Origin of the sequence: Kluyvera sp. EC_51 (assembly GCF_019584505.1) — a bacterium.
Lineage (GTDB): Bacteria > Pseudomonadota > Gammaproteobacteria > Enterobacterales > Enterobacteriaceae > Kluyvera > Kluyvera sichuanensis.
The window spans coordinates 173,967-198,599 of the sequence record NZ_VDAG01000099.1 but is presented as its reverse complement, the minus strand read 5'-3'; the positions used below and the strand labels follow the sequence as shown (position 1 = coordinate 198,599).

The window sequence follows — 24,633 nt, the reverse complement described above, 5'->3', positions numbered from 1 at the left end:
CTGGCACGGCTGGGACGGAAGTCGCTGTCGTTCTCAAAATCGGTGGAGCTGCATGACAAAGTCATCGGGCATTATCTGAACATAAAACACTATCAATAAGTTGGAGTCATTACCTGAGTTTTTTGAGGAAAGCTCGTGGTAGGGTGCGGCGCGAGCGGGATGTTACCGGTATGCGTTCTTATACGATCAGTACGTATTGGTTTACACCTTCCGCAAAGTCCGCCATTTCTATGACAAATAATGTCAGTTCTCATTTACACCCACTGCCTTTTTTGGTGGGTCTGGCAATATCATGCATAAAATACGATGTATCCATGAAGCCAATCCTCGAATTTGGCTAAATGACAATTTCGCTATTTTTTGTAGGAAAATCAGCAGTAAGGTGAAATCAGCCTGAAATAAACTGACATGATCTTGTTACAATTTGAAACACAAATAATCCTTGCGATAAAAATGGCAATGTCTAGATTGAACAGTATTGCAGCACTTTCTGGAAACAAGCGCCAATTGTGCGTCCATTTTCCCTTTATTGTCATACTTATATATCAGCAACTACACAGAACAGCACCTCTTTCTTGATATGCATTTTTTATGCATATCAGAAAGAGAGCTTGTTCCGAGCAGCAAGCGGAATGGGGTTTCATAATGCCGATAGAAATAGAAGCGGTGAATAATGATGCGTTAATGCTAATAACCCGGCCTTCATTGCAGGCCACTGCCCTTGTACATCAACTCAGAAGCTCGTTAACGATTAATGTCAAAACCCAGAATATTTTAAAATCGCTCGATCAGCTGAAAGCGGAGCGATTGCTAGTGCTTTTTGACTTAAGCGAGTCGGATAAAAAACGGAATTTGCTCTGGCAAACTGAGCTGCGGCGGTTACGCGATAAAGTTAAAGTTCTGCTGATCAATATGCCGGATGATTACGCCTTCCACGAAGTGGAGAGCTGGCCTGGGATCAGCGCGGTATTCTACTTATCCGTTGATGAACACACCCTGATTGAAGGCATCCGCAACGTGCAGAAAGGCGGCTGCCATTTCCCTCACGACCTCACCAGTTATCTTATTAATCAATCAGGTAGTTACCGTTATCATGACGATACCAGCGGGCTGACGCAGCGCGAGAAGGACATCCTGAATAAGCTCAGGATGGGCGCGTCAAACGTGGAGATCGCCAGGCTGCTGTTTATCAGCGAAAATACGGTAAAAACGCATCTCTATAATCTCTTTCGCAAGATTGCGGTTAAAAATAGAACGCAGGCCGTCTCCTGGGCTAATGAAAACCTCAGGCGATAGTTATGAAATATTTATTCCGTATTACAGCATCAATATTGATGCTGATGGTATCGCACGCCAGTTATCCAGCCGAAGTCGAAGTACCGGGCCTGGTTACCGATAACACTATTACACGGGTCGGGCATGATTTCTATCGTGCATTCACCACCCACTGGGAGGCGGAATACCCTGCGGCTATCACAATTAATGAACGCCCCAGCGCGCGCTGGGGAAGTTGGATAACCATTAAAATCGATCAGGATGTTTTATATCAGACTTTTTTATTTCCGAGTAAAAAAGACTTTGATAAACAAGTCTCAATGGCCATCGCTGCTGTTTATGACTCTGTATCGAAAAGAGCCATTAACAAAGCATTATTAAATACCGGTGATTTGACCCACGACGAGTTCTAGGAGCGTACGATGAAAGTGCTTTCTGTGATGCTTGGCATCGGCTTGCTATCGACTTCAGTTCATGCTGGGAATTTAACCTTCCAGTTTATTAACCCTAATTTTGGTGGTAATCCCAATAACGGTGCATTTTTACTTTCAGAAGCGAATGCGCAGAACTCTTATAAAGATCCCAATGCTTATGATTGGGGAGCCGTTTCGGGAACATCGGCATTAGATAATTTTTCTTCCGCCGTTCAGTCGCAATTATTGGGTAGCCTGATGGGAAATGTCTCCAGCGGTAAACCGGGGCGGTTAGTGACCAATGATTTTATTGTTGATATTAAAAATGTCGACGGTCGGCTCCTGATGAATATTCTCGATCGTAAAACCGGGAAATCCTCAACCATCGAAGTTGACGGTCTGAACAGTGTTTCATCAAATTAATCACCTCCGTGGCGAGATGCAGAAATGAAAAATATAGCTGGCGCAGTGGTTATTTTTATTAGCCTGTTTATGCTTACGGGCTGTATTACCTCTCCCCCTAAACAGGCGGCGAAACCGACGTTATTACCGCGGTCGCAAAGCTACCAGGACCTCACCCATTTACCGTCGCCGAAGGGCAAGCTGTTTGTCTCGGTTTATAATATTCAGGATGAAACCGGGCAGTTTAAACCCTATCCGGCCAGTAACTTCTCGACGTCCGTACCGCAAAGCGCCACCGCCATGCTGGTGTCGGCGTTAAAAGACTCCAACTGGTTTATCCCCCTTGAACGACAGGGACTGCAAAACCTGCTCAACGAACGCAAAATTATTCGTGCGGCGCAGGAGAACGGCACCGTGGCGGTGAACAACCGCACCCAACTGCCGTCGCTGGTAGCGGCGAATATCCTGATCGAAGGGTCGATTATCGGCTATGAAAGCAACGTGAAAACGGGCGGGGCAGGGGCGCGCTATTTTGGTATCGGCGCTAGCACGCAGTACCAGCTTGATCAAATCGCGGTGAACCTGCGCGTGGTCAACGTCGGAACCGGGGAGGTGCTTTCATCGGTAAATACCAGCAAAACGATCCTCTCCTATGAGTTCCAGGCGGGGATCTTCCGCTATATCGACTATCAGCGCATCCTGGAAGGCGAGGTGGGTTATACGGTGAATGAACCGGTGATGCTCTGCCTGATGTCGGCGATTGAAACCGGGGTTATCTATCTGGTGAATGACGGGATCACGCGTAACCTGTGGCAACTGCAAAACCCGTCAGACGCTAACGCCCCGGTGCTGGAGAAATATAAGAACATCATTGTGCCCGATATTTCCTGACCGGGCTTGTCCTGTGAGCGCGGTGTTAGCTGCGCTCTGCGGCCGATGCATCGGCATCGCGCCATTCGCCGTTTTTCAGGTCATCCAGCGTATAGCTGCCCATCGCATAGCGAATCAACCGCAGCGTTGGGTAGCCTACGTGGGCGGTCATCCGGCGCACCTGGCGGTTACGTCCTTCATAGAGCGTGACCTTTAGCCAGGCGGTTGGAATGGCTTTGCGCTCGCGGATCGGCGGATTGCGCGGCCATAACCACTCCGGCGCGTCCACCCGCTCAATACCGGCGGGCAAGGTGGGGCCATCGTTCAGCGTCACGCCATTTCGCAGTGCCTCAATAGCCTCCGGCGTCGGTTCACCCTCAACCTGCACGTAGTAAATTTTCCCGGTGCGCTTACCCGGCTGCGTGAGCCTGGCCTGCAGCGCGCCGTCATTGGTTAACACCAGCAGCCCCTCGCTATCCCGGTCGAGACGACCTGCAGCGTAGACATTTTGCACAGGAATATAATCTTTTAGCGTGCTACGCCCTGCTTCATCGGTAAATTGCGGCAACACATCGTAGGGTTTATTGAACAGAATAACGCGTTTTGGTTGGTTATCTTTACGCGTCCTGGTGGCTTGTCGTGAGCTGAATCGCTCAAGCTGGTTTTTTCTAAATGAAGTCTTAATCATAGTATTTTCAGGCTCTATAGATTCGCGCATTATAGCCTAATAACGAGAGTCTTTCATGGCGACAAACAATCAGGTAGTATTGACAGGCTTATTACAAAACATTAACAAAATGCTCTAACTCTTTGTGTTGCAGGAAGACGGTAAGACAGTGCATCTCCAGGCTATACCTAAACGGGATAAGTGGAGTGGGCGTAGTAGCGGCAAGAACCTGTGGCGTAAAGGATGACGAGCACACCAGAAGCGCTCGAAGGAGAGGTGAATGGAAAGCAAAGTAGTTGTTCCGGCGGAAGGTCAAAAAATCACCCTGAAAGACGGCAAGCTGAATGTGCCACACAATCCGATTATCCCATTTATTGAAGGCGACGGTATCGGTGTTGATGTCACCCCAGCAATGCTGAAAGTGGTTGATGCCGCTGTTGAGAAAGCCTACAAAGGCGAGCGTAAAATTTCCTGGATGGAAATTTACACCGGGGAAAAATCCACCCAACTTTATGGCCAGGACGTATGGCTGCCAGCAGAAACGCTGGATCTTATCCGCGACTACCGTGTTGCTATCAAAGGCCCTCTGACTACGCCAGTTGGCGGCGGCATCCGTTCTCTGAACGTTGCGCTGCGTCAGGAGCTCGACCTGTACGTGTGTCTGCGTCCGGTTCGCTACTATCAGGGCACCCCAAGCCCGGTTAAACACCCAGAACTGACCGATATGGTCATCTTCCGTGAAAACTCTGAAGACATCTACGCGGGTATCGAATGGAAAGCTGACTCGGCTGACGCTGAGAAAGTGATTAAATTCCTGCGTGAAGAGATGGGCGTGAAGAAAATTCGCTTCCCTGAACACTGCGGTATCGGCATCAAGCCGTGCTCCGAAGAAGGGACCAAGCGCCTGGTGCGTGCGGCGATTGAATACGCTATCACCAACGACCGCGATTCTCTGACCCTGGTTCACAAGGGTAACATCATGAAGTTCACCGAAGGCGCGTTCAAAGACTGGGGTTACCAGCTGATTCGCGAAGAATTCGGCGGCGAACTGATCGACGGCGGCCCGTGGCAGAAAATCAAGAACCCGAACACCGGCAAAGAGATCATCATTAAAGATGTGATCGCCGATGCGTTCCTGCAGCAGATCCTGCTGCGTCCGGCTGAATACGACGTTATCGCCTGTATGAACCTGAACGGTGACTACATCTCCGATGCGCTGGCAGCTCAGGTTGGCGGTATCGGTATTGCACCGGGCGCGAACATCGGTGACGAATGCGCACTGTTCGAAGCGACCCACGGTACGGCACCGAAGTACGCAGGCCAGGACAAAGTGAACCCAGGTTCTATCATCCTGTCCGCAGAAATGATGCTGCGTCATATGGAATGGTTCGAAGCGGCTGACCTGATTGTTAAAGGTATGGAAGGCGCTATCAATAACAAGACCGTGACCTATGACTTCGAACGTCTGATGGAAGGCGCTAAACTGCTGAAATGTTCAGAGTTTGGTGACGCAATCATCGAAAACATGTAATCCAGTTGCTGGGTTCATGATAAACGGGAGCCGCTGGGTTCCCGTTTTTTTTGCCTTGTAAAAACGACAATAACGATAAGCGAGGGAAATACTGATGCAAATCAGACAGGCTACACCGCAAGAAGCAGAACGATGCTGGGATATTCGGAATCAGGCTATTCGCGCGGGATGCACATCGAGCTATGACGCGACGGTCATTGATGCATGGACGCCGGACAATATGCCTGAGCAGTATCGCCAGGAGATTGTTAACTATCCGTTTTTTGTGGCGGTGGACGATAGCGATCGACCGGTGGCAACAGGTTATCTCGATCTCACTTCCGGTAGCGTAGAGGCTATTTTTACTCTGCCTGAGTACACCGGAAAGGGATTGGCCGGATCGATTATGAATGCAATAAAAAGAGAAGCCCGCGCCCGTGGATTTCAAACGATTACCTTGTCCTCTACGCCCAATGCGCAAGGGTTTTATGAGACGCAAGGATTTACCGTTGTGAAGGAAAGCGTGCACTTCTCTGCATCGGCGAATGCGCAATTGCGCTGCATCGATATGATGCTGAAACTGTAAGGGCGACGCGAACTTCTCTGGCGCTAACGACGCGTAGCGGGTGTTGTGCCAGAGAAGATAACGGCACCGCGTTATTCACTCACCAGCCAAAACTCCGCCTCGTCGAACATCTCCTGCACCGTGCGGCTGATCTGCTCTTTTTCATGCTTGCTGGCATCCGTATTGATGGCCGGCAGCGTCATCATCGGTTTCACCCGAACTTCAGCATCCGGGAAAATGCGGTGCACTCTCTTACTCAATTCGCCGAGAATGATCTCTTTTGCACCAGGCAAACCCTCAAAATTCCTTTTGTCATAAACGAGTTCCACGAACATTTTTAGCCTCTCTTTACTGGGTATAACGACAGTATATATACTGTATGTATAAACAGTGTCAATAGAGTGAGTTCATTATGAAGTTTTATTCACCCACCGGCCCAGGCCAAATGGCGGCGCTGCCGTTGTTCGGTGACCTCGTTCCCTGCGGGTTTCCGAGTCCGGCGCAGGACTATGTCGAGCAGCGTATTGATTTAAATAAGCTGGTGATAAGGCACCCCAGCGCGACCTATTTTGTTCGCGCCGCCGGGGATTCCATGAGCGGCGCGGGAATTGGCAATGGCGATCTGTTGGTGGTTGATAGCGCTAAAACCGCACAGCACGGGGATATCGTGATCGCGGCGGTTGACGGTGAGTTCACGGTTAAGCGCCTGCAAACACACCCGTCGGTAATGCTGATTCCTGAAAACCCGTCCTATAGGCCGATTCAGTTCAGCGGTGAGGACTCGCTGGATATTTTTGGCGTCGTGACGCATATCCTGAAGACGGTCGGCTGATGTTATGTCATCCAGTCACTGATAATTTCCCCATACAGTCGCTCAGCGTCGTCGAGTCGACTGAGCAGACAGTATTCGTCGGTTTGATGCGCCATAGCCGGTTCGCCAGGCCCGAGAATAATGCAGGGCGGGTTACCCAGCGCGGGCAATAGTAGAGACGCGTCGGTAAAGTAGGGGACAACGCGCGGTTCGAGCGGTTTATCGTGCAGTGGTTGGCAGCGCTGATAAACCTGTTTTATCCAGGCGTGATTTTCCTCGCTTAATACCGCAGGCAAATCAACCAATGTGGTGACCGTCACGTGCTCGCCCAACAGCGTGCTGAGTTGCTGGCGAATGGCCGCGTGCTGCAAATTGGGGGCGCTGCGGATATCGACATCAAAACGCGTGCGATCCGGCACGGAATTGATATTTAGCCCACCCTCAATGCGCCCGACGTTAAGCGTGGGTTGCTTCATTAACGGATGGGGTGCACCCGGTGAAAAATGCTGAATCTTGCCCAGCGCATCCGCCGCCAGATAGATAGCATTAATTCCCAGTTCGGGCATCGCGCCGTGCGCGGTTTTCCCTCGGGTTTCACAACGTAGCCACAGTGCGCCTTTGTGTCCGATGACGGGGTAATTGGCGGTCGGTTCTCCGACGATCAGCGCACCGATCTCCGGTAACGCGCCGGACTCAATCAATGCGCTTGCGCCATCACAGCCGGTTTCTTCTCCGCCGGTAATCAGCAATACCACCCCGCGCCCGGCGAGAATAGCTTCCCGGTGCTGAACGCAGGCGACGGCAAACGCCGCCACGGCCGCTTTCATATCGCTGGAACCGCGGCCGTAAAGGCGAGTGTCGTCAACCTGCGAGCCGAAAGGATCGTACAGCCACTGTGCATTACCAAGCGGTACGGTATCCAGATGGCCGGTAAAGGCCAGCGGTTTCCCGGCTTTCGTGCCGGGAAGCGTGGCGATCAGATTACTGCGCCTTGAGCCGAATGACGATAGCGAAACCGTAAAGCCATGATCGCGCAGCCAATCGGCAAAGAACTGCATACAGTCGGTTTCGTTGCCTGGTGGGTTAATGGTATTAAAGCCCAGCAGATGCTGGGCGAGTTCAAGAGTGGCACTCATCAGTCGCGTTCCGTCAGCCAGTCGAGACAGTTAACCCATAACTGGCGATAGCCTGGCCATTTGGCAAACTCTTCCGGTAGCCAGTGCGCTGACATATCGCTGGTCCAGACCAGAGAACGACCCTGTTGATATTCGCGAATGGCCAGCAGCGGGTGACCGGTGCCTGCAACGGTCGCCAGCAGTTTGCCTTCCGGATGCATTTCCACTTCGTTATAACCCAGCAGCCACGGCCATTCGCCGGGAAGATCGTTAAACAGCGCGTGGGGCTCCGTCATTTCGGCATAGCAACCTTCTGGGGTTTCAATACGATCGTCCCATGCCAGACAACGAACCGGCAGCACTTTCTCGACTGCGGTATGACGATAACGCGCGCCGCCGTTAATGCCCTGGAAGCTGTAGTAGCCGCCAATCATCATCAGCGCACCGCCAGCCGCGACATAATCATGCAGTAGCGTCAATCGATTAGCGGTACGGCGGCTTTTCAGCCAGGTATCCGGATGCAAAAGCAGAGTATTGGCACCAATATCCGACAGAATAATGGCATCCCATTGCTGTAGAGCTTCCAGCGTCATTGGAAATTCGACCGCTGCCGCGTGGGCAGGCATATAGGTGATGGCGTAATGGCTATCGGCTAGTGCGGCCAAAAAATCCGTTGCTCCGGTGTGCCAGGTCGCGGTGGCAAACTGGTCGAAGCCTTTAACGTGCGTTGATGTGCTGGTCCAGGATTCACCCACCAGTAAAATTTTCTTCTGCATTATGACGTTCCTTTTATCCGCCAAAGACCCGTTGGGGATTTCCAATCATCAGGGTTTCGAGTTGTTCCCCGCTAACGCCGTGACGACGTAAACGGGGAACAAAATGTTTGAGTATGTAGCCGTAGCCGTGACCGCCGTAGCGGGTGAGCATGGTTTTCAGGAACACATCCTGTGAGAGTAAAATCTGCTGGATATAGCCATCGTCAATCAGCTCGCAAATGGCGCGGGCGTTCTCTTCATCGGAAGGCGACTGTGCCGACTCATCGGCGTAGTAGTAGCTCATGCCGATCATGTCATATTCGAGAAACGCTCCGCGCTGTGCTAACTCGCGCTGGTAGCGCTTATCGGCAAAGCTGGGATTCATATGGCACAGCACCGTATGACGTAGATCGGCCCCTTCCTGCTCGAGAATATCCAGCACCCGGTGCCCCAGCCGTTCCCAGCCAGGCAGATGGACCTCGATCGGCACACCGGTTGCGGCGCTTGCCCGGCCGGCTGCGCGCAGAGACTTCTCTTCGTCTGAAGTAAAACGGCTGGAGATGCCAATTTCCCCGATCAGTCCAGCCAGCACCTCCGGTTTCTCCTCTGCGCCGCCGAGATCGTAGATTAAGCGCTCGGTTAACTGCTCGACGCTGCTGGTTTTCACCCACTCAGGGTGCGACGGCTCCAGGTAGAAGCCGGTACCCATAATAATGTTGAGCCCGGTCAGGCGAGCGATACGCGCCAGCGCCTTCGGATCGCGGCCAATGCCGATATTGGTCGGGTCAACGACCGTCTCTCCGCCAAGGGCACGATATTTAGTCAGCTCCTCAATCGCTACATCAACGTCAAACAGCTGGCAGTTATCACGACTCATGAGTGGATTCAGCGACAGCTCGCCGAGGTTTTCCATCTTCACTGGCATTTCAGCAAGATGGCGATCGCTACAGCAACAGGGTGGCACCCATTTCCCGGAGGCATCCAGCAGGATGTGCTCATGCATTAGCGTCACGCCCATCTCGCTAATGGGCAGCGGGCCTAACACCGTCATGGCATAACCGCTGCTGACGCCGACCGGCAGCGGAGTAGGGTGACGAAAAATTGATCCTTTCATCTGTTATCCTTTTGCCGCAGAGCGCGTGGGATTGAGAATGCGCGTGTTCAGCCAGATAGCCAGCAGGATGATGGTGCCGGTCGCTATTTGGGTGTAGAACGGTGAAATATGCGACAGGATCAGTCCGTTCTGAATGACCGCAATCGACAGCGCGCCGAGTAACGTGCCAATAATGGTACCGAAGCCACCAAACAGGCTGGTGCTGCCGAGTACCACTGCGGCAATCACCTGCAGTTCGAAGCCTTCCCCCTGGTTGGAAGATCCGCTGCCGAGGCGTGCGGTAATAATCATTCCGGCCAGCGCGGCGGCCATTCCGCTGATGATGTACACCTTCATGGTCACGGCTTTCGTGTTAATACCGCTGCGTCGTGCGCCCTCTGCGTTAGCACCGATGGCGGTAACGTAGCGGCCAAAACGCATATGATTCAGGACGATATGTCCGATAACCAGAATCATAATACCGATAACCGCTGGCATCGGGATGCCCACAACCCAGGCGCGGCCTATAAAGGTAAACAGGCTATCCGCCGGGACGGGAATGGAGTAGCCCTGAGTCACCAACAGCGCGATGCCGCGAACTACGGCCAGAGTGGCAAGGGTGACGATAAACGCCGGTATCCCTTCATAGGCAATAAAGAACCCGTTGATGGCACCAACCAGACCGCCGAGCAGCAAACCGCCGAGCAGGACAACCGGCCACGGCAATCCCCAGTTATTCAGCGCGATAGCGGAAAGCGCGCCAACCAGCGCCAGAGTGGAGCCTACCGACAGGTCTATGCCACCGGTGGTAATTACCAGCGTCATTGCGGTCGCCACGATCAGCAGTGGGGCGCTCTGACGAATAATATTCAACCAGTTGGTACCGGTGAGGAAGTTACTGGTGATCAGCGAAAACACCACGCAGCAGAAAACAAAAAACAGCGCGATGCTGACGACGCCAGAGTGGTTGTGCAGCAGGCGGCGCGGCAGCGAATGCTGGATCATGCGAGAGCTGCTTAAGTTCATGATACTCATCCTGTTACCTCAATGTGCGGCCGCAGAGCGGGCGGTGAACTTTTCGCCCACAATCAGATTAACGATATCGCTTAGGCTGGTGTCAGCGACGCGCCGGTCGGCAACGTTGGTGCCTTCATACATGACCATGATGCGGTCACAGACCAGGAACAGGTCCTGCAAGCGGTGAGTTATCAGAATCACGCTCACGCCGCGAGCGGAAACGCGGCGGATGAGTTCCAGAACCGCTTCAACTTCCGCGACGGCAAGCGCAGCGGTGGGTTCATCCATAATCAGCACCTTCGGGTCAAAGGCCGCCGCGCGGGCGATGGCAATGGCCTGCCGTTGACCACCGGAGAGGTTCCTGACCAGCAGACGGGTATCGGGAATAGAAATGCCGAGCCCTTTGAGCATCTCACGGGCATCGGCGTGCATTCTGGCCTCGTCGAGAAAAGGGATACCGAGAACGGATTTCATCGGCTCGCGGCCCATAAACAGATTGCCTGCGACGTCAACCGTGTCGCATAGCGACAGATCCTGATACACCATCTCGATATGACAGCGGCGAGAATCCGCCGGATTGGTAAACTGGTGCTGTTCGCCGTCGATACGAATTGTGCCGCTGGAAGGGATTACCGCGCCAGATAACACTTTAGTCAGGGTAGATTTCCCCGCGCCGTTATCGCCCACCAAACCCAGTACTTCACCAGGTGCCAGCTCCAGGTTGACGCCGCGCAATGAACGTATCGACCCGTAGGTCTTGGTGATATTAATCATCTCCACCCTTGGCGGGGTAGTGTGTGGCTGCTGCATCTGATAACTCCCATTGCTATTGCCGGGAAAATGTTCGCCATCCTGCGCGAGATACGTCATTCAACACGGTTTACAATCTAGTAAACCGGTTTACCTGATGAATGAAGCACTCACAAGCACAGTCAGGCCAACGCTATTTAAGATATTTATTCGCCAGTAAGAACATTGCAGCATCCGTGCCAGGGCAGAAACAACACAGCAGCCCTGTGATCTAACGTTATGTAATAAATAGATTTTATTTATTACCCACCGGTAAACCGGTTTACTGATTATAGTGAAGGGTTTTTGAGTTGATCGTTTTTTGTGCCAAAACTGGGCGCTTTTGCGCCATTTTGGGACGAGCTTAACAAATCTTGATCGAATCGCGGCCGACCCATTCAACCGGCAGACGGGTTTCCGCAGGGATATCTTTCTCGTTGTTGAGCAGGCGCAGCATGATGCTCACCGCCGTATGGCCCAGCTCCCGGGCGGGCTGGCGGATAGTTGAGATGCGGGGTTGGGTGAAATCGGCATAGTTGGCATCATCGAAACCGACTAGCGACAGTGCTGCCGGTGCCTGCAGCCCGCTGGCACGTAACCCGTCGAGCAGGCCCAGCACCAGATAGTCACTCGCAGCAAAGACAGCGGTAGGGCGGGTCGGCTGGCTAAACAGGTGGTGCAGCGCCTGCTGGCCGAATTCTCGCCGATAGTCGCCATACATGATCCACTCAGGTGGCCAGCTCAGACCTGCTTGCTCCATCGCGGTGCAGAATCCCTGATAACGCTCGCGGACGCTCATCAGTTTGTCTGGCCCACCAACGAAGGCGATATGTCGATGCCCGGCGGCGATCAGCTTTTCAGTGGCAATTCGCCCGCCCTGTACGTTATCAGCAAAGACTTTCGGTACCTTGCTGCCAGGAATATCTTCATCCAGCAATACGATGCGTTCATGGCGCTGAATTTCTTTACGCAACAGACCGTTATCCGGTCGGTTAGTGGTGAACAATAGACCATCAACCTGGCAGGTATCCAGCCAGCGAATAAACTGACACTCTTTATCAGGATTGTTGCGGGTGATGCACAGTACCAGGCTGTAACCGCTGGCAGAAGCGGCCTCCTCGGCAGCATCGGCCAGTTCAGCGAAGAAGGGGTTGGTGATATCAGGTAACACCAGCCCAAGCGTTTCGCTTCCCCCCTTGCTCAGGCGGCGTGCGAGGCTGTTGCCGCGATAGTCCAGTTCGTGGATAGCCGTTTCAATACGATCGATAGTGTCCTGCGGCAGCACAATGCTGTTGTTCATATAGCGTGACAACGTCGCTTTAGATAGCCCTGCCAGCTTTGCCACATCGGATAGCAATACGCGTTTTATACTCATTTGCTGCGCCATTTCTGCCAGAATCGGCTATCTGTAACATAGTTAAGCGCCGTGGATACAGCAATTTCTTGGGTAACCATGAGGTGGAAATTAATGCTTGACAAATTTTAATCGGCAGAGAATTGTATAGGCAGTTTACCGCATCATCCGGGAAGTCATTCCCAAACCAGCTTTAGACGTTCCAGTCGCGCACCGAAACGGACCGGTTGCCGGAATGTTGTAAAGCGGGATCCAGCCGAACAGTTTTCGATGGTTCTGGCTACAAACTCGATATTTGCCCGCCAAAACATAACCCTTCTGCGTTCGTATGCAACGCGGAACTCTGCTGGCTATCAACTATTCCCGACGAGGATACTGATGATGTTATTTAACACCGGAAAACTGCGTTTTATTGCTATAGCAACGACGATGCTGGCATCAGTGAGTTTTATTTCTGCAGCCAATGCTGAAAGTCCCACTTATGCGTTGGTGCAGATCAATCAGCAGGCTCTGTTCTTTAATCTGATGAATAAAGGCGCGCAGGATGCAGCAAAATCGAGCGGCAAGAATCTAGTCATTTTCAACTCTAATGATAATCCCGTTGCGCAAAATGATGCGATTGAAAACTATATTCAGCAAGGCGTTAAAGGAATTCTGGTTGCCGCTATTGATGTTAACGGAATTATGCCAGCGGTCAAAGAAGCGGCGGCGGCGAACATTCCTGTCATTGCTATTGATGCCGTATTACCTGCCGGGCCTCAGGCTGCTCAAGTCGGCGTCGATAATATTGAGGGAGGGCGAATTATTGGTAAATACTTCGTCGACTATGTGCAAAAAGAGATGGGTGGCCAGGCACGTCTGGGGATCGTTGGAGCGTTAAATTCAGCTATTCAAAACCAGCGGCAGAAAGGCTTTGAAGAGGCGCTGAAAAGTAATCCTAAAATTACGGTTGCGAACGTTGTTGACGGACAAAACGTGCAGGATAAAGCGATGACCGCAGCGGAGAACCTGATTACCGGCAACCCCGATCTGACGGCGATATATGCAACCGGTGAACCGGCTTTACTGGGCGCTATTGCTGCTGTGGAAAATCAGGGACGCCAGAAGGACATTAAAGTCTTTGGTTGGGATCTGACGGCGAAGGCGATTTCGGGTATTGATAGTGGCTACGTTACCGCCGTGCTGCAGCAGGATCCTGAAAAAATGGGGGCGGAAGCCCTGAATGCGCTCAACAGCATCACGTCGGGTAAAACCGTGCCGAAAACCATTCTGGTTCCGGCCACGGTGGTGACCAAAGCGAACGTTGACACTTACCGTTCGCTGTTTAAGTAGGTTGCTACTTGCCGCCCTTTGCGAGCAGGGCGGCAAGTTCATGGTTGTCTGGAAATGCGCTATAGGTGCCTCGACGGCTAACGGTAATCGCGGCAGCAAGGCTGGCGTGGGTAAGCGCCAGGGTATCAGGTTCTACCCCACGCCGCAGCGAGGACGCGAGCATGACGGCAAGGAAAGTGTCTCCTGCGCCGGTAGTATCAAGCGCCTCGGCGCGGACGGCGGGACAGAACTGGCGCTGGCCGTCCCGAACCAACCAGGCCCCAGCGGCGCCCTGGGTAATGATTAAGGTTTTCACGCCATCAGGCTGTAACCGTTCGGCCTCTGATTCGTTGACTACGGCGATATCGATCAGTGGCCACAGATGGCAAAAATCAGGATTAACCGGTGAGGGGTTGAATACCGTCGTCATACCGCGTGTTTTGGCAAACTGGAACAGGGAGCGAGTTTTATCCAGAGAAAAATTACCCTGTTGTAGCAAAATATCACCGACTGCGACGTCAGCCATGTGCGAGATAATATCATCGATGCCAAATGTATCGGCGGCAGCGGTGGTAGTAATAATGGCATTATCACCATCATCACTATTTAAAATAATTGAGGTGTCACTATGTTGATTGACATGAAAATCGGGTAGCAGCGATAACGTCTCCCCTTTTATTTGCTGACGGATCCAGATTCCGTTGCTGTCACTTCCCGTGGCGGCAATTAAACGCGTGTCTATTCCGCAACGGGATAATATGATCGCCTGATTCGCGCCTTTACCGCCGATATCCTGCGAGACTTTAATTCCATGAATTGATGAGCCTTTTTTAGGTATGTCCGAAATGGACCAGGTTTCATCTACAGTAATATTACCAGTAACGTAAACACGCATAGTGTTTCCTTAATAGGATGGATAAGATGGTTGCTATCTCAGCAGAAAAAACGAATGCAATACAAGCTATTTTTTCACGTAAGAAAGCAGTTATTGGTGTCATTCATTGCGATCCTTTCCCTGGAACGCCTAAATATCAAGGAAAATCAGTTGGCAATATTATTGAGCGTGCGCTTCGTGATGCGGAAAATTATATTGCAGGCGGTGTTCATGGTTTGATTGTTGAAAACCATGGCGATATTCCTTTTTCCAAACCAGAAGATATCGGTCATGAAACATCGGCACTGATGGCGGTCATTACCGAGAAAGTTCGCGAACGCTTTGGGGTACCGCTAGGTATTAACGTATTGGCTAATGCGGCGATCCCGGCGCTAGCAACTGCATTGGCGGGCGGGGCTGATTTCGTTCGCGTAAACCAGTGGGCTAACGCCTATATTGCCAATGAAGGGTTTATTGAAGGGGCGGCGGCTAAAGCGCTGCGCTACCGTAGTATGCTGCGCGCTGAACATATCCGTGTTTTTGCCGATAGCCACGTCAAACATGGTAGCCATGCCATCGTTGCCGATCGTTCGATTCAGGAGCTGACTCGCGATGTCGATTTTTTTGAAGCCGATGCCGTGATCGCCACCGGTCAACGCACGGGTGATAGCGCTACGATGGAAGAAATTGATGAAATTCGCGCAGCGACAGAGTTACCGTTGCTGGTCGGTTCTGGAGTAACGCCGGCTAACGTTTGTCAGATTCTGGGGCGTACTCAGGGGGTGATCGTTGCCAGTACGATGAAGGTGGACGGTGTCTGGTGGAACGATGTTGATTTGGCTCGGGTAAAACATTTTATGTCTATCGCTCAGGCCGCGCTGGAGGAAGCATAATGGAACCGTTTACCGAGCGGCTGCTACGTGAGCATGAGCAGGCCTGGCAGGTCATGCAGCAGCATCGTTTTGTGGTAGATATTGAGCAGGATCGTCTGCCAACAACGGTGTTTAACCGCTACCTTGTCTTCGAGGGGAACTTTGTCGCCACGGCGATTGCAATTTTTGCCCTAGGGATCAGCAAAGCGCCGGGTATTCAGCAGCAGCGTTGGCTGGTTGGTGTACTGAATGCGTTGGTTGATACGCAGATAGCCTGGTTTGAACGGGTATTAGCAGAACGCCGGATTAATCCTGCCGATTATCCGGACGATCTGCCCGGCGTGCGGCGTTTCCGTGATGGTATGTTGCGAACCGCTCAGCAAGGCAGCTATGAGCAGATTATTACCCTGATGTTCGGTGCGGAATGGATGTATTACGCCTGGTGTCGACGAGTGAATGAGCGCCATCAGAGCGATGCTGACGTTCGGCGCTGGGTGGAAATGCATGCGGAAGATGAGTTTTATCAGCAGGCGCTTTGGCTGAAGAATGAGTTGGATCGCTGTGCTGTAGCACTCAGTGAGAGCGAAAAGCAAACGCTGTCAGCGCTATATGGTGAAGTGCTGCAGTGGGAAATTGATTTCCATAGCGCGGCGTATGAGCCTTAGAGCGATAAGTCGATAATGAGAAAAAACGTCTGCCGGAGCCGGAATTTCTTCTGGTTTCGGCAGCGGTAGAGCCATTCAGTAAACTACTGCCATGCCGGCTGCACGCACTAGCCGTTTACTAAATTACCTAAAACTTCAGGGGGTTTGGTTTATCGCCCTGAAAGCCGCTTGCACCTTCGCTAGCTCTTGCTTTACTGTGTTTATATACAGTAATTTGAGAGGTGATACATTATGCATGATGCTAATCGGCCAATCCAGGCCAGCGGTGAAGCCTCGCTGGATATCTTTGGCGTTGTTACGCATAGCCTGAAGACGGTCGGCTGATGTTCGCGCTTGTTGATGCGAACTCGTTTTACGCCAGCTGCCAGACCGTGTTCCGACCAGACCTCAGGGGAAAGCCGGTGTGCGTGCTGAGCAACAACGATGGCTGCGTTATTGCCTGTAGCCACGCCGCCAGAGTGCTTGGCATCAAAATGGGCACGCCCTGGTTCCGGCTCAAAGGGGTGGCGTTCCCCGAACGCGTTCATTTTTTTTCCAGCAACTACGAGCTGTACGCCGATATGAGTCTGCGGATGATGACCACCCTTGAAGAGATGTCTCCCCGGTGCGAGGTGTATTCAATTGACGAGTCATTCTGCGACCTGACGGGCGTCAGCAACTGCCGTGATCTGGTGGATTTTGGTCGGGAGATCCGTAATACCGTGCTTCAGCACACGCACCTGACCGTGGGGGTCGGTATCGCACAGACCAAGACGCTGGCGAAGCTGGCCAATTATGCCGCCAAGCGGTGGCAGCAGCAGACCGATGGCGTTGTCGACCTGTCTAACGTGGAGAACCAGCGTAAGCTGATGGCCGCGCTGCCGGTTGATGAGGTGTGGGGAATCGGGCGTCGGATAAGTAAATCGCTGCAGGCGATGGGGATCAACACCGTGCTTGAACTGGCGGACATCGATATTCGTTTTATCAGGAAGCACTTTAGCGTGGTGCTGGAAAGAACGGTACGTGAACTGCGCGGCGAGCCGTGCTTTGCGCTGGAAGAGTTTGCCCCCGTGAAGCAGGAGATTATCTGTTCCCGTTCGTTTGGTGAGCGGATTACCGATTACGAGCCGATGCGACAGGCTATCTGCAGCTATGCCGTCCGCGCGGCGGAGAAACTGCGCGGAGAGCATCAGTACTGCCGGTTTATTTCTGCGTTTGTGAAAACGTCTCCGTTTGCAGAAAGGGCGCCGTACTATGCAAACAGCGCATCTGTGAAACTCCTTACGCCCACGCAGGACACCAGGGACATTGTCGCCGCCGCGACGCGCTGTCTGGAGGCCATATGGCAGAGCGGTCATCGCTACCAAAAAGCAGGCGTCATGTTGGGGGATTTTTACAGCCAGGGCATTGTGCAGCTCGACCTGTTTGATGATAACGCACCAAGGTGTAATAGCGCGCCGCTGATGGATGTGCTGGACCGCATCAACACGAAAGCCGGGAAGGGGACGCTCTATTTTGCCGGGCAGGGTATTCAACAGGAGTGGCAAATGAAAAGAGAGATGCTGTCGCCGCGATACACAACGAGGTACAGCGATTTACTGCGAGTGAAGTGAACAACATGCGTAGAACGGCAACCGTGAGGGAAGCGCCGCGTTGGAAAACAAACATCCTCTTCCCCGGCACCGCCAGAGAAGAGGAAGACCATCGCTATGGGCTAGCGATTATTTCAATTCAGGAAGGTTGCTGTGTGCCGTCTGCTGTTCCTCAACCGGCTGTGCGGCCGTTGGTGCCTGAATATTCAGCTGTTTTAGCAGATCGCCAATTCGGGCGTTGATGCGGTAGGTGGTGAACATCTCCACAAACTGCATTTCGACGTAGCGGCGCTGGGCGTTGAACACTTCGTTTTCGCTGTCCAGCATATCCAGCAGGCTACGTTCACCGATGCTGAACTGCTCCTGGTACGCGGTGCGCACCACGGCACTGCGATCGGCGTAATCTTTGGCGATCGGCACCTGCTGTTTGGCGTTCTGCCAGGCGTTCCAGGACAGACGCAACTCCTCATCCAGCTGACGAAGGGCATTGCGTTTGACGTCCTGCGCTTCCTGCATTTTGTAGGCATAAGATGAGAGCTGTGCTTTATCGCTGCCGCCGTTAAACAGGTTGTAGTTCATGCGAACCATCGCCTGCCACTCCTGATCGTGACCGCGCGTGCCGTCGACGTTGTTATCCATGCGACGGCCGAGGTCGATATCCACGCTCGGGTAGAAGCGGGATTTCACGGCTTCATACTGCTGGCGGGTGGCTTCAACGTCCGCGTCGGCCTGCTTGAGCAGCGGGCTGTTTTCCAGCATCTGCTTACGGGCTTCGGCCTGAGAGCCTGGAACTTTGGTCGTCATCGGCATTGACAGGCCGCTGGCCTCTTTGCCGACCACGCTGTAGTAGTTAGCTTGGGCATCTTCGAGGTTGGTTTGTTCGGTCAGCAGGTTGTTTCTCGCCTGCGCCAGACGCGCCTGCGCCTGCTCATAGTCAGCCTTACGGCCTACGCCCTGTTCGGTACGCAGGCGGATTTGGTCAAACACGCGCTCGTGGCTCTTCAGGTTATTTTGTGCCAGTTGCACCATTTTTTGACGCATCAGAACGTCGAGATAGCTCTGAATCGCATTCAGCGCGGTCACTTCACTGGTGTTCATTACCGTGTACGCCCGGGAGTTCACGGTCGCCTTTTGCCGGGCCACTTCGCTGGTGGTGGCGAAGCCGTTAAACACATTCTGGCGCAGATTAAGGCTGGATTCGCTGCGGTTCAGGTTGCGACGGTGATCGTTGGCTGCACGGGTGCTGGAATTATCGGTCTGCTCCCAGCCGGTGCCGGCGGAGAGATTTAAGGTTGGCAGATAACCGCCTTTTGCCGCCCGTAAATCCTCATCGGCAGAATAGCGGCTGTTGACGGACGCGCTCACCTGCGGGTGCCAGAGCAAGCTGTCTTTAACGGCTTGTTCGAGCGTGGCCGCGCTAACGTTGTTAGCGAACAGCAGCGGCAGAGAGAGGCTGGTTAATACCCGAATGTGTTTGTTCATAATGTTATCCTTTCATCAATTTCCATCGTATATAGGGGTACTATCGTTCTTGAAGTGCTTCTGACTTCGCTCTTAATATTGGTTTTAATAGATAACTGAGTACGCTTTTCTTCCCTGTCATGATATCGACAGAAGCCACCATCCCCGGAATAATCAACAGCGGCTTCTCCTCACTACCGAGATAATTACGATCCGTCCTTAAGCGAATTTGATAAAAACTACGGCCCTCTTTGTCAGTGATGGTATCAGCACTAATATGCTCCAGAGAGCCTTGCAGGCCGCCATAGATGGTGTAGTCATAGGCGGTAAATTTGATCATCGCTTTCTGTCCGGGATGAAGAAATGCAATATCTTGCGGCCTTATTTTGGCCTCAACCAGCAGACTGTCATCCAGCGGAACAATCTCAACCAGTTCGCTGCCGGGCTGAATAACGCCGCCAATCGTGGTGACCAGCATTTGCTGGATAATCCCGCGTACCGGAGAGGTCACTAATGTACGATTGACTCTGTCTTCAATGGCTTTGCCGCTGGCTTCAATTTTGACAAGGTTGGTGCGCGCTTCATTTAACTGTCCCAGCATTTCGCTGTGATAGCGTCCGCGAGACTCGGCAATCTTATTTTCTATCTCTTTTATCGCCGATCGGGCCCGAGGGATGGCGAGCACGATGGAATCGAGTTGGCCGCGGGTATCGACTTCAGAGCGGCGCAGGCGAAGTATTTCCACTTTTGAAATCGCACCGGCTTTGACCAGCGGCTCTGACATTCTGACTTCTTGCTGAATGAGCCCCAGGCTATGGCTGAACTGCGTTTTTTTGGCTTCATAATCGAGCAGTTCCTGTTTTTTCTGTGATAACTGCTCTTCCAGACCCGCAACTTCACTGCTGAATCGCGCACGTTGCGTATTGAACAGCGCCCGCTCGCCGTTAGCAATATTCGGCGCTTCACGCTCGATATCGTCACTCAGAACGAGCGGTTTATCCGCAATTTGCGCTTCCAGCCGTGAAATTTGCGCCATTAAGGCGTAGCGGTCGGCTTCACTTTCACCGGCATTCGATTTAAAGCGCGTGTCGTCGAGCCGTAGCAAGGGCTGCCCGGCTTCCACCACCTGACCTTCATGGACGAAGACTTCAGAAACGATGCCGCCTTCCATGTTCTGGACCTTTTGCAGACGTGATGATGGAATCGCCTTACCATCTCCTCGGGCAACCTCATCAATCTGCGCGTTGGCAGCCCAGATGATTAAGACAATAAAGAACGCCAGACATGACCACAGGGTGGTGCGGGCTGAACGTGGCCCGTCCGCCATCACGAGCCCGTTAATGCCATTAATCGTGAGATCGTTGTCGCTATAGCCCAGCCCTAACCGGCGCAGCAGGTTTTTTAGCCATTTATTGTGTCGCATGGATTTGCCCCTTCTTCAGCGCGACCAGGACGTTCTCTCTTGGCCCGTCAGCAATAATGCGTCCACGGTCAATGATGATCAGCCTATCGACGAGGGAAAGCATGGAGGCACGATGCGTGACCAGCAGCAACGTCCGCCCTTTAATGGAGTCCATTAGCGCGCGACGCACGCTATCTTCCGTGGTGTTATCCATAGAACTGGTTGGCTCATCGAGCAACAACACCGGCGGCTCCAGCAGCAGCGCACGCGCCAGCATGACCGCCTGACGCTGGCCGCCGGAGAGGTTGAGCCCTCGCTCACCCACCTGCATGTTGTAGCCGTCCGGGTGCTTGCGTGCGAACTCATGGACGCCCGCCTGCTGGGATGCCCGAAGCAACGCCTCGTTTTCGACATAGCTGGCGCCGCTGATTAAGTTTTCGCGCAGCGTACCGCTGAACAGGTGAATATCCTGCGGCCCGTAGCCAATGTTATGGCGCACATCGTTAACATCAATCTGGTTGGCGTCCATACCATCCAGCAGAATTTCACCTGAGTCGGGTTGATAAAAGCCGATAATCAGTTTTGCTAGCGAGCTTTTTCCCGAACCGCTACGGCCGATAATCCCGACTCGTTCTCCAGGGGTGATGGTAAAAGAGAGGTTATTGAGCGAGGGGCGTTTCTGGCCTGGGTAGGTAAAGGTGACGTTCTGGAAGGTGATGCCGCCCAGCAATTTCTCACGGGCGACCAACGGACGATCGTCCTGACGCTCCTGAGGCAGGTCCATCATATCTTCCGTGGTTTTCATCGTCATTTTGGCCTGCTGATAGCGGGTGACAAGCCCGCTTAACTGGCCCATCGGTACCAGCGCGCGTCCGTTAAGCATGTAGCAGGCAATCAAGCCCCCCATGCTGAGTTGACCCTCAATAATCAGATAGACACCCGCCACGATCATCGCCACGCCTGAGAATTGTTGTAGCCAGGCGGTGAAGTTAACGGCGAGTGTGGAGAGCGTTTTAACGCGCAGCTCTTTTTTACTGAGGGTCACCAGCGTGCTCTCCCACATGTACTGGCGTTCGCTTTGGGCGTTATTGGCCTTCATCGCATCCAGGCCACTGAGCGTTTCAATCAACACTGCCTGCCGTTCAGAGGCCAGCTTCATGGTGTCATCAATAGTCTGGTTCAATGGTTTCTGGATGGCCCAACTTACGGCCAGCGCCAGAGGGAAGGCGACTAAAGGAATGAACACCAGCGGCCCACCGATAACACCAATCACCAGTAGCATTAGCAGCGTGAAGGGCATATCGATAAGCGTCGCCATGGTTAATGACGAGAGGAAATCGCGTAGTGATTGAATTTCATGAATATTTTGAGCAAAGCTACCCATGCGCGCCGGGCGCGCTTTTATCGCCATACCGGTGATGCGCTCAAAGAGCGACGCGGAGACAATCATGTCGGTTTTCTTGCCGGCAATATCCAGGCAGCGCGAGCGCAGCGTTTTCAGCAATAGGTCAAATAGGAAGGCGACCGTGATACCGATTGCCAGTACCCATAGCGTGGAGGTGGCCTGATTAGGGACCACGCGGTCGTATACGTTCATGACAAACAATGGCGTACAGAGCGCAATCACGTTAATCAGAAAGCTGGCGACAATGGCATCGACATAGAGAAAGCGTGACAGTTTCAGCGTATCGCGAAACCAGGTTCGCGTCCGCGGGAGCAGGCTGGCTTTAGTTCGTTCACTCTGGTGAATGGGTTGAATAAACAGCGTGATGCCGGAATATTCTTCAGCCAGCACGGATGGCTCTACGGCAATTTCTCCACCGTTGGTGTCGCCGGTTAGCAGCCGTGCTTGCCCATTTTCACTCCATCCAAACAAGACCGCCGTACGGTTATTTTTCAGGATAAGGATGGCGGGTAAAGATAATGCGTTGATCTTACCCAGTTCGCGTTTGAGCATCCGCACTCGCAGCCCGGCCCGCGCTGCTGCACGAGGAAAAACGGGAAGCGTAAGGCGGTTGTTTCTCAGCGGTAAACCCGCCGTCAGTGAAACGCGGCTGGAGGCTTTCCCGTGCAGCGTGCAAATGGTCATCAGACTATCAAGCAACGGATCGTCACAGAGTTCGCGCTGATCAAAGTTAATCTCGTCTTGTCGCTCTGTTACGTCATTCTCGTGAGCCGCTGTGGAATGTAGCGTCATAAGTTATATCCTTAATAACAAACCCGGCTAAGGTGGTTAGTTCTTTCTTATCCTGAAATTCCGGGGAATGACTCCAAAGACATTACAATACTTGATTACTGATGCAATTTACCAGATATACATGCAGGAATTGCTTATGTGAGCCTTTAATAATTCTTTATAATCACGGCTAATAATAATCACGTACAATTCTTAAAAGATCTAAATGAAAGAGGTTTGGAATCATAAGGGAAAAATGTGGGTTAGGATTTTTTTGAAATGAATAAATTATTATTTAATGAAAAATTATCAATTAAATCATTATGATGGTGATTGCGACGTGTTATTTTTACTCTCGATTCATTAATCTATTACCATCGTTTTAGCTAATACCGAAAGCGAAATCCATAATGAAGTTGATACCTTTAAAATAAATACAAAAATAACACGTGAATATTATTACTAATGCGATAAATGATATATATATTTGGAGTTTAAAAATTTAGACTGATATCTAGCGCCAACAATGGATACGTAATTAATACGATAAATATGATTGATAAGTGGGCTATTCCATTTTCTACCGCGTAATTTGCATTCTAAGGAGAGACAGCTATGTCAGCGATTATAGGAACGATAAAGGCAGTTATGGGACAGGTGTGGATCGTCGCGTCTAATGGTACTCGTCGTCTGGCAACGGAAGGTGAGCAAGTTATGCGTGGGGAATTAGTCGTCACCGATCAGGGAGCGGTAACCGTTACGCTTCCCAGTGGCAAAAATATGGATCTGGGCCGTGGAAGCGAATGGGGCAGCGAGGCAACGCCAGCGTCTGCGTCTGCTGATGTTGACTCACAGGCCATTGCCGCAGCGCAGCAGGCGATTGCTGAAGGTGCTGACCCAACCCAGATTCTTGAAGCAACGGCTGCAGGTAACAGCACTATTATTGATTCGTCATCCGCACCGACGGGTGACCATAGCGGCCATACCCACGTTATCCTCGACCTGACCGGTGAAATCCTTGACCCAACCGCAGGCTATCCGACAGAAGGGCTGGATACGGCGACGATTGCGCCGGTGGAAGACATCACGCTGTTAAAACCGGATGTCGTTAGCAGCAGCAATGATGAACCTCACCCATTGCCTGAAGCCAGTATCACGATTGATGTGATTGCGGGTGATAACGTTATTAATAAACATGAAGCCGACCAGGTGAAGACCGAAATCAGTGGTACGACTGGGTTGGATGTGCGCCCAGGCGATACGGTAACCGTGACGGTTAACGGCAATGAATATCAAACAAAAGTCGGTATTGATGGACGATGGTCGGTGGAGGTGAATACCAGCGATTTAGTGGCGACTGGCGATGTTCATGCCAGCGTGACGACTTATGATCAGTATGGTAATCAGGCAACCACGAGCGCTGAAAGTTCGGTATCAATGGCTACCACCCTGCCGGAGGTGACCATCGTTATTGATGACGTGACCGGCGACGGGGTGATCAACTTGGAAGAAAGCCAGAAGGCGGAGACGGAGCTGACCGGGCGGGTCACCGGTGAGGACGTGGTGCGCTGGGATGAAGTACAAATCACCATCGGCGACCAGACCTTTACCGCGACGGTGCAGGCGGATCTGAGCTGGTCGGTGAAGGTGCCGACGGCGCTGCTG

Annotated in this window: 25 protein-coding genes; 13 read left to right on the top strand and 12 right to left on the bottom strand. The window is 52.3% G+C overall.

Features of this window, described 5'->3' with window-relative positions; genetic code table 11:
* From FHC49_RS19370 to csgG, 5 genes are all read left to right on the top strand, one after another.
* Positions 1–99, top strand: a 99-nt coding sequence (locus FHC49_RS19370) for an IS1 family transposase (RefSeq protein ID WP_000641146.1), incomplete at its 5' end; no start/stop codon positions are given.
* Positions 100–645: 546 nt separating this feature from the next.
* Positions 646–1,296 carry a biofilm master transcriptional regulator CsgD gene (csgD, locus tag FHC49_RS19365; RefSeq protein ID WP_185670000.1) on the top strand — a complete coding sequence of 217 codons (651 nt, stop codon included), beginning with the start codon at positions 646–648 and terminating at the stop codon, positions 1,294–1,296.
* Between the two features lie 2 nt (positions 1,297–1,298).
* The gene (csgE, locus tag FHC49_RS19360; protein ID WP_185669979.1) at positions 1,299–1,688 is read left to right on the top strand and encodes a curli production assembly/transport protein CsgE; all 390 of its coding nucleotides are present in this window, start codon (positions 1,299–1,301) and stop codon (positions 1,686–1,688) included.
* 9 nt (positions 1,689–1,697) lie between these two features.
* Positions 1,698–2,111, top strand: coding sequence for a curli production assembly/transport protein CsgF (gene csgF / locus FHC49_RS19355; protein WP_185669980.1), 414 nt, complete (start codon positions 1,698–1,700; stop codon positions 2,109–2,111).
* Between the two features lie 24 nt (positions 2,112–2,135).
* Positions 2,136–2,981, top strand: a complete 846-nt coding sequence (gene csgG, locus FHC49_RS19350; protein WP_185669981.1) for a curli production assembly/transport protein CsgG — start codon at positions 2,136–2,138, stop codon at positions 2,979–2,981.
* A gap of 25 nt (positions 2,982–3,006) precedes the next feature.
* On the opposite strand, the gene rluE is transcribed toward csgG, so the two are convergent.
* Positions 3,007–3,678 carry a 23S rRNA pseudouridine(2457) synthase RluE gene (gene rluE, locus FHC49_RS19345; protein ID WP_220440621.1) on the bottom strand — a complete coding sequence of 224 codons (672 nt, stop codon included), beginning with the start codon at positions 3,676–3,678 and terminating at the stop codon, positions 3,007–3,009.
* 229 nt (positions 3,679–3,907) lie between these two features.
* Between rluE and icd the strand changes: the two genes are divergently transcribed.
* A complete protein-coding gene (gene icd, locus FHC49_RS19340) occupies positions 3,908–5,158 on the top strand; it encodes an NADP-dependent isocitrate dehydrogenase (RefSeq protein ID WP_220440620.1) in 1,251 nt (416 codons plus the stop codon).
* 94 nt (positions 5,159–5,252) lie between these two features.
* The gene (locus tag FHC49_RS19335; protein WP_185669984.1) at positions 5,253–5,723 is read left to right on the top strand and encodes a GNAT family N-acetyltransferase; all 471 of its coding nucleotides are present in this window, start codon (positions 5,253–5,255) and stop codon (positions 5,721–5,723) included.
* A 71-nt stretch (positions 5,724–5,794) separates the two neighbouring features.
* On the opposite strand, the gene FHC49_RS19330 is transcribed toward FHC49_RS19335, so the two are convergent.
* Positions 5,795–6,037, bottom strand: a complete 243-nt coding sequence (locus FHC49_RS19330) for a DinI-like family protein (RefSeq protein ID WP_185669985.1) — start codon at positions 6,035–6,037, stop codon at positions 5,795–5,797.
* Positions 6,038–6,114: 77 nt separating this feature from the next.
* On the opposite strand from FHC49_RS19330, the gene umuD reads away from it, so the two are divergent.
* Positions 6,115–6,534, top strand: coding sequence for a translesion error-prone DNA polymerase V autoproteolytic subunit (gene umuD, locus FHC49_RS19325; RefSeq protein ID WP_185669986.1), 420 nt, complete (start codon positions 6,115–6,117; stop codon positions 6,532–6,534).
* 2 nt (positions 6,535–6,536) lie between these two features.
* Here umuD and FHC49_RS19320 read toward each other — a convergent pair whose 3' ends face one another.
* From FHC49_RS19320 to FHC49_RS19295, 6 genes are all read right to left on the bottom strand, one after another.
* Positions 6,537–7,649, bottom strand: coding sequence for a M20 family metallopeptidase (locus FHC49_RS19320; RefSeq protein WP_185669987.1), 1,113 nt, complete (start codon positions 7,647–7,649; stop codon positions 6,537–6,539).
* Entirely contained in the window at positions 7,649–8,404 is a 756-nt protein-coding gene (locus FHC49_RS19315; RefSeq protein ID WP_185669988.1) for a glutamine amidotransferase, read from the bottom strand. Before FHC49_RS19315 ends, FHC49_RS19320 begins: the two co-directional genes overlap by 1 nt.
* Before the next feature lie 13 nt (positions 8,405–8,417).
* A complete protein-coding gene (locus FHC49_RS19310; RefSeq protein WP_185669989.1) occupies positions 8,418–9,497 on the bottom strand; it encodes a phosphotriesterase in 1,080 nt (359 codons plus the stop codon).
* 3 nt (positions 9,498–9,500) lie between these two features.
* Complete coding sequence (locus tag FHC49_RS19305) at positions 9,501–10,502, bottom strand: ABC transporter permease (protein WP_220440619.1); 1,002 nt, start codon at positions 10,500–10,502, stop codon at positions 9,501–9,503.
* 18 nt (positions 10,503–10,520) lie between these two features.
* A complete protein-coding gene (locus FHC49_RS19300; protein ID WP_162180094.1) occupies positions 10,521–11,267 on the bottom strand; it encodes an ATP-binding cassette domain-containing protein in 747 nt (248 codons plus the stop codon).
* Between the two features lie 379 nt (positions 11,268–11,646).
* Positions 11,647–12,669 carry a LacI family DNA-binding transcriptional regulator gene (locus tag FHC49_RS19295; protein WP_220440618.1) on the bottom strand — a complete coding sequence of 341 codons (1,023 nt, stop codon included), beginning with the start codon at positions 12,667–12,669 and terminating at the stop codon, positions 11,647–11,649.
* 345 nt (positions 12,670–13,014) lie between these two features.
* Between FHC49_RS19295 and FHC49_RS19290 the strand changes: the two genes are divergently transcribed.
* Positions 13,015–13,968, top strand: coding sequence for a substrate-binding domain-containing protein (locus FHC49_RS19290; protein WP_220440617.1), 954 nt, complete (start codon positions 13,015–13,017; stop codon positions 13,966–13,968).
* Positions 13,969–13,972: 4 nt separating this feature from the next.
* Here the strand turns inward: FHC49_RS19290 and FHC49_RS19285 are convergent, their stop codons facing one another.
* Positions 13,973–14,842: a ribokinase gene (locus tag FHC49_RS19285; RefSeq protein ID WP_220440616.1), complete on the bottom strand. Its 870-nt coding sequence runs from the start codon at positions 14,840–14,842 to the stop codon at positions 13,973–13,975.
* A 26-nt stretch (positions 14,843–14,868) separates the two neighbouring features.
* Here FHC49_RS19285 and FHC49_RS19280 point away from each other — a divergent pair, with 26 nt between their 5' ends.
* From FHC49_RS19280 to FHC49_RS19270, 3 genes are all read left to right on the top strand, one after another.
* The gene (locus tag FHC49_RS19280; protein WP_185669993.1) at positions 14,869–15,714 is read left to right on the top strand and encodes a BtpA/SgcQ family protein; all 846 of its coding nucleotides are present in this window, start codon (positions 14,869–14,871) and stop codon (positions 15,712–15,714) included.
* Positions 15,714–16,358, top strand: a complete 645-nt coding sequence (locus tag FHC49_RS19275) for a TenA family protein (RefSeq protein WP_185669994.1) — start codon at positions 15,714–15,716, stop codon at positions 16,356–16,358. Before FHC49_RS19280 ends, FHC49_RS19275 begins: the two co-directional genes overlap by 1 nt.
* A 323-nt stretch (positions 16,359–16,681) precedes the next feature.
* The gene (locus tag FHC49_RS19270; protein ID WP_220440615.1) at positions 16,682–17,950 is read left to right on the top strand and encodes a Y-family DNA polymerase; all 1,269 of its coding nucleotides are present in this window, start codon (positions 16,682–16,684) and stop codon (positions 17,948–17,950) included.
* Between the two features lie 108 nt (positions 17,951–18,058).
* On the opposite strand, the gene FHC49_RS19265 is transcribed toward FHC49_RS19270, so the two are convergent.
* From FHC49_RS19265 to FHC49_RS19255, 3 genes are read right to left on the bottom strand one after another with little or no spacing between them, the layout of a single operon-like run.
* A complete protein-coding gene (locus FHC49_RS19265; protein WP_220440614.1) occupies positions 18,059–19,411 on the bottom strand; it encodes a TolC family outer membrane protein in 1,353 nt (450 codons plus the stop codon).
* A gap of 40 nt (positions 19,412–19,451) precedes the next feature.
* Complete coding sequence (locus FHC49_RS19260; protein WP_220440613.1) at positions 19,452–20,813, bottom strand: HlyD family type I secretion periplasmic adaptor subunit; 1,362 nt, start codon at positions 20,811–20,813, stop codon at positions 19,452–19,454.
* A complete protein-coding gene (locus tag FHC49_RS19255) occupies positions 20,800–22,989 on the bottom strand; it encodes a type I secretion system permease/ATPase (RefSeq protein WP_185669998.1) in 2,190 nt (729 codons plus the stop codon). The genes FHC49_RS19260 and FHC49_RS19255 overlap by 14 nt, the downstream gene beginning before the upstream one ends.
* A 594-nt stretch (positions 22,990–23,583) precedes the next feature.
* Between FHC49_RS19255 and FHC49_RS19250 the strand changes: the two genes are divergently transcribed.
* The coding region (locus FHC49_RS19250) for a retention module-containing protein (RefSeq protein WP_220440612.1) at positions 23,584–24,633 on the top strand (1,050 nt) is incomplete at its 3' end.

Coding starts and splice junctions, on each gene's coding strand:
- csgD (WP_185670000.1), top strand. CDS start 646: ATGCCGATAGAAATAGAAGCGGTGAATAATGATGCGTTAATGCTAATA.
- csgE (WP_185669979.1), top strand. CDS start 1,299: ATGAAATATTTATTCCGTATTACAGCATCAATATTGATGCTGATGGTA.
- csgF (WP_185669980.1), top strand. CDS start 1,698: ATGAAAGTGCTTTCTGTGATGCTTGGCATCGGCTTGCTATCGACTTCA.
- csgG (WP_185669981.1), top strand. CDS start 2,136: ATGAAAAATATAGCTGGCGCAGTGGTTATTTTTATTAGCCTGTTTATG.
- rluE (WP_220440621.1), bottom strand. CDS start 3,678: ATGCGCGAATCTATAGAGCCTGAAAATACTATGATTAAGACTTCATTT.
- icd (WP_220440620.1), top strand. CDS start 3,908: ATGGAAAGCAAAGTAGTTGTTCCGGCGGAAGGTCAAAAAATCACCCTG.
- FHC49_RS19335 (WP_185669984.1), top strand. CDS start 5,253: ATGCAAATCAGACAGGCTACACCGCAAGAAGCAGAACGATGCTGGGAT.
- FHC49_RS19330 (WP_185669985.1), bottom strand. CDS start 6,037: ATGTTCGTGGAACTCGTTTATGACAAAAGGAATTTTGAGGGTTTGCCT.
- umuD (WP_185669986.1), top strand. CDS start 6,115: ATGAAGTTTTATTCACCCACCGGCCCAGGCCAAATGGCGGCGCTGCCG.
- FHC49_RS19320 (WP_185669987.1), bottom strand. CDS start 7,649: ATGAGTGCCACTCTTGAACTCGCCCAGCATCTGCTGGGCTTTAATACC.
- FHC49_RS19315 (WP_185669988.1), bottom strand. CDS start 8,404: ATGCAGAAGAAAATTTTACTGGTGGGTGAATCCTGGACCAGCACATCA.
- FHC49_RS19310 (WP_185669989.1), bottom strand. CDS start 9,497: ATGAAAGGATCAATTTTTCGTCACCCTACTCCGCTGCCGGTCGGCGTC.
- FHC49_RS19305 (WP_220440619.1), bottom strand. CDS start 10,502: ATGAACTTAAGCAGCTCTCGCATGATCCAGCATTCGCTGCCGCGCCGC.
- FHC49_RS19300 (WP_162180094.1), bottom strand. CDS start 11,267: ATGATTAATATCACCAAGACCTACGGGTCGATACGTTCATTGCGCGGC.
- FHC49_RS19295 (WP_220440618.1), bottom strand. CDS start 12,669: ATGGCGCAGCAAATGAGTATAAAACGCGTATTGCTATCCGATGTGGCA.
- FHC49_RS19290 (WP_220440617.1), top strand. CDS start 13,015: ATGATGTTATTTAACACCGGAAAACTGCGTTTTATTGCTATAGCAACG.
- FHC49_RS19285 (WP_220440616.1), bottom strand. CDS start 14,842: ATGCGTGTTTACGTTACTGGTAATATTACTGTAGATGAAACCTGGTCC.
- FHC49_RS19280 (WP_185669993.1), top strand. CDS start 14,869: ATGGTTGCTATCTCAGCAGAAAAAACGAATGCAATACAAGCTATTTTT.
- FHC49_RS19275 (WP_185669994.1), top strand. CDS start 15,714: ATGGAACCGTTTACCGAGCGGCTGCTACGTGAGCATGAGCAGGCCTGG.
- FHC49_RS19270 (WP_220440615.1), top strand. CDS start 16,682: ATGTTCGCGCTTGTTGATGCGAACTCGTTTTACGCCAGCTGCCAGACC.
- FHC49_RS19265 (WP_220440614.1), bottom strand. CDS start 19,411: ATGAACAAACACATTCGGGTATTAACCAGCCTCTCTCTGCCGCTGCTG.
- FHC49_RS19260 (WP_220440613.1), bottom strand. CDS start 20,813: ATGCGACACAATAAATGGCTAAAAAACCTGCTGCGCCGGTTAGGGCTG.
- FHC49_RS19255 (WP_185669998.1), bottom strand. CDS start 22,989: ATGACGCTACATTCCACAGCGGCTCACGAGAATGACGTAACAGAGCGA.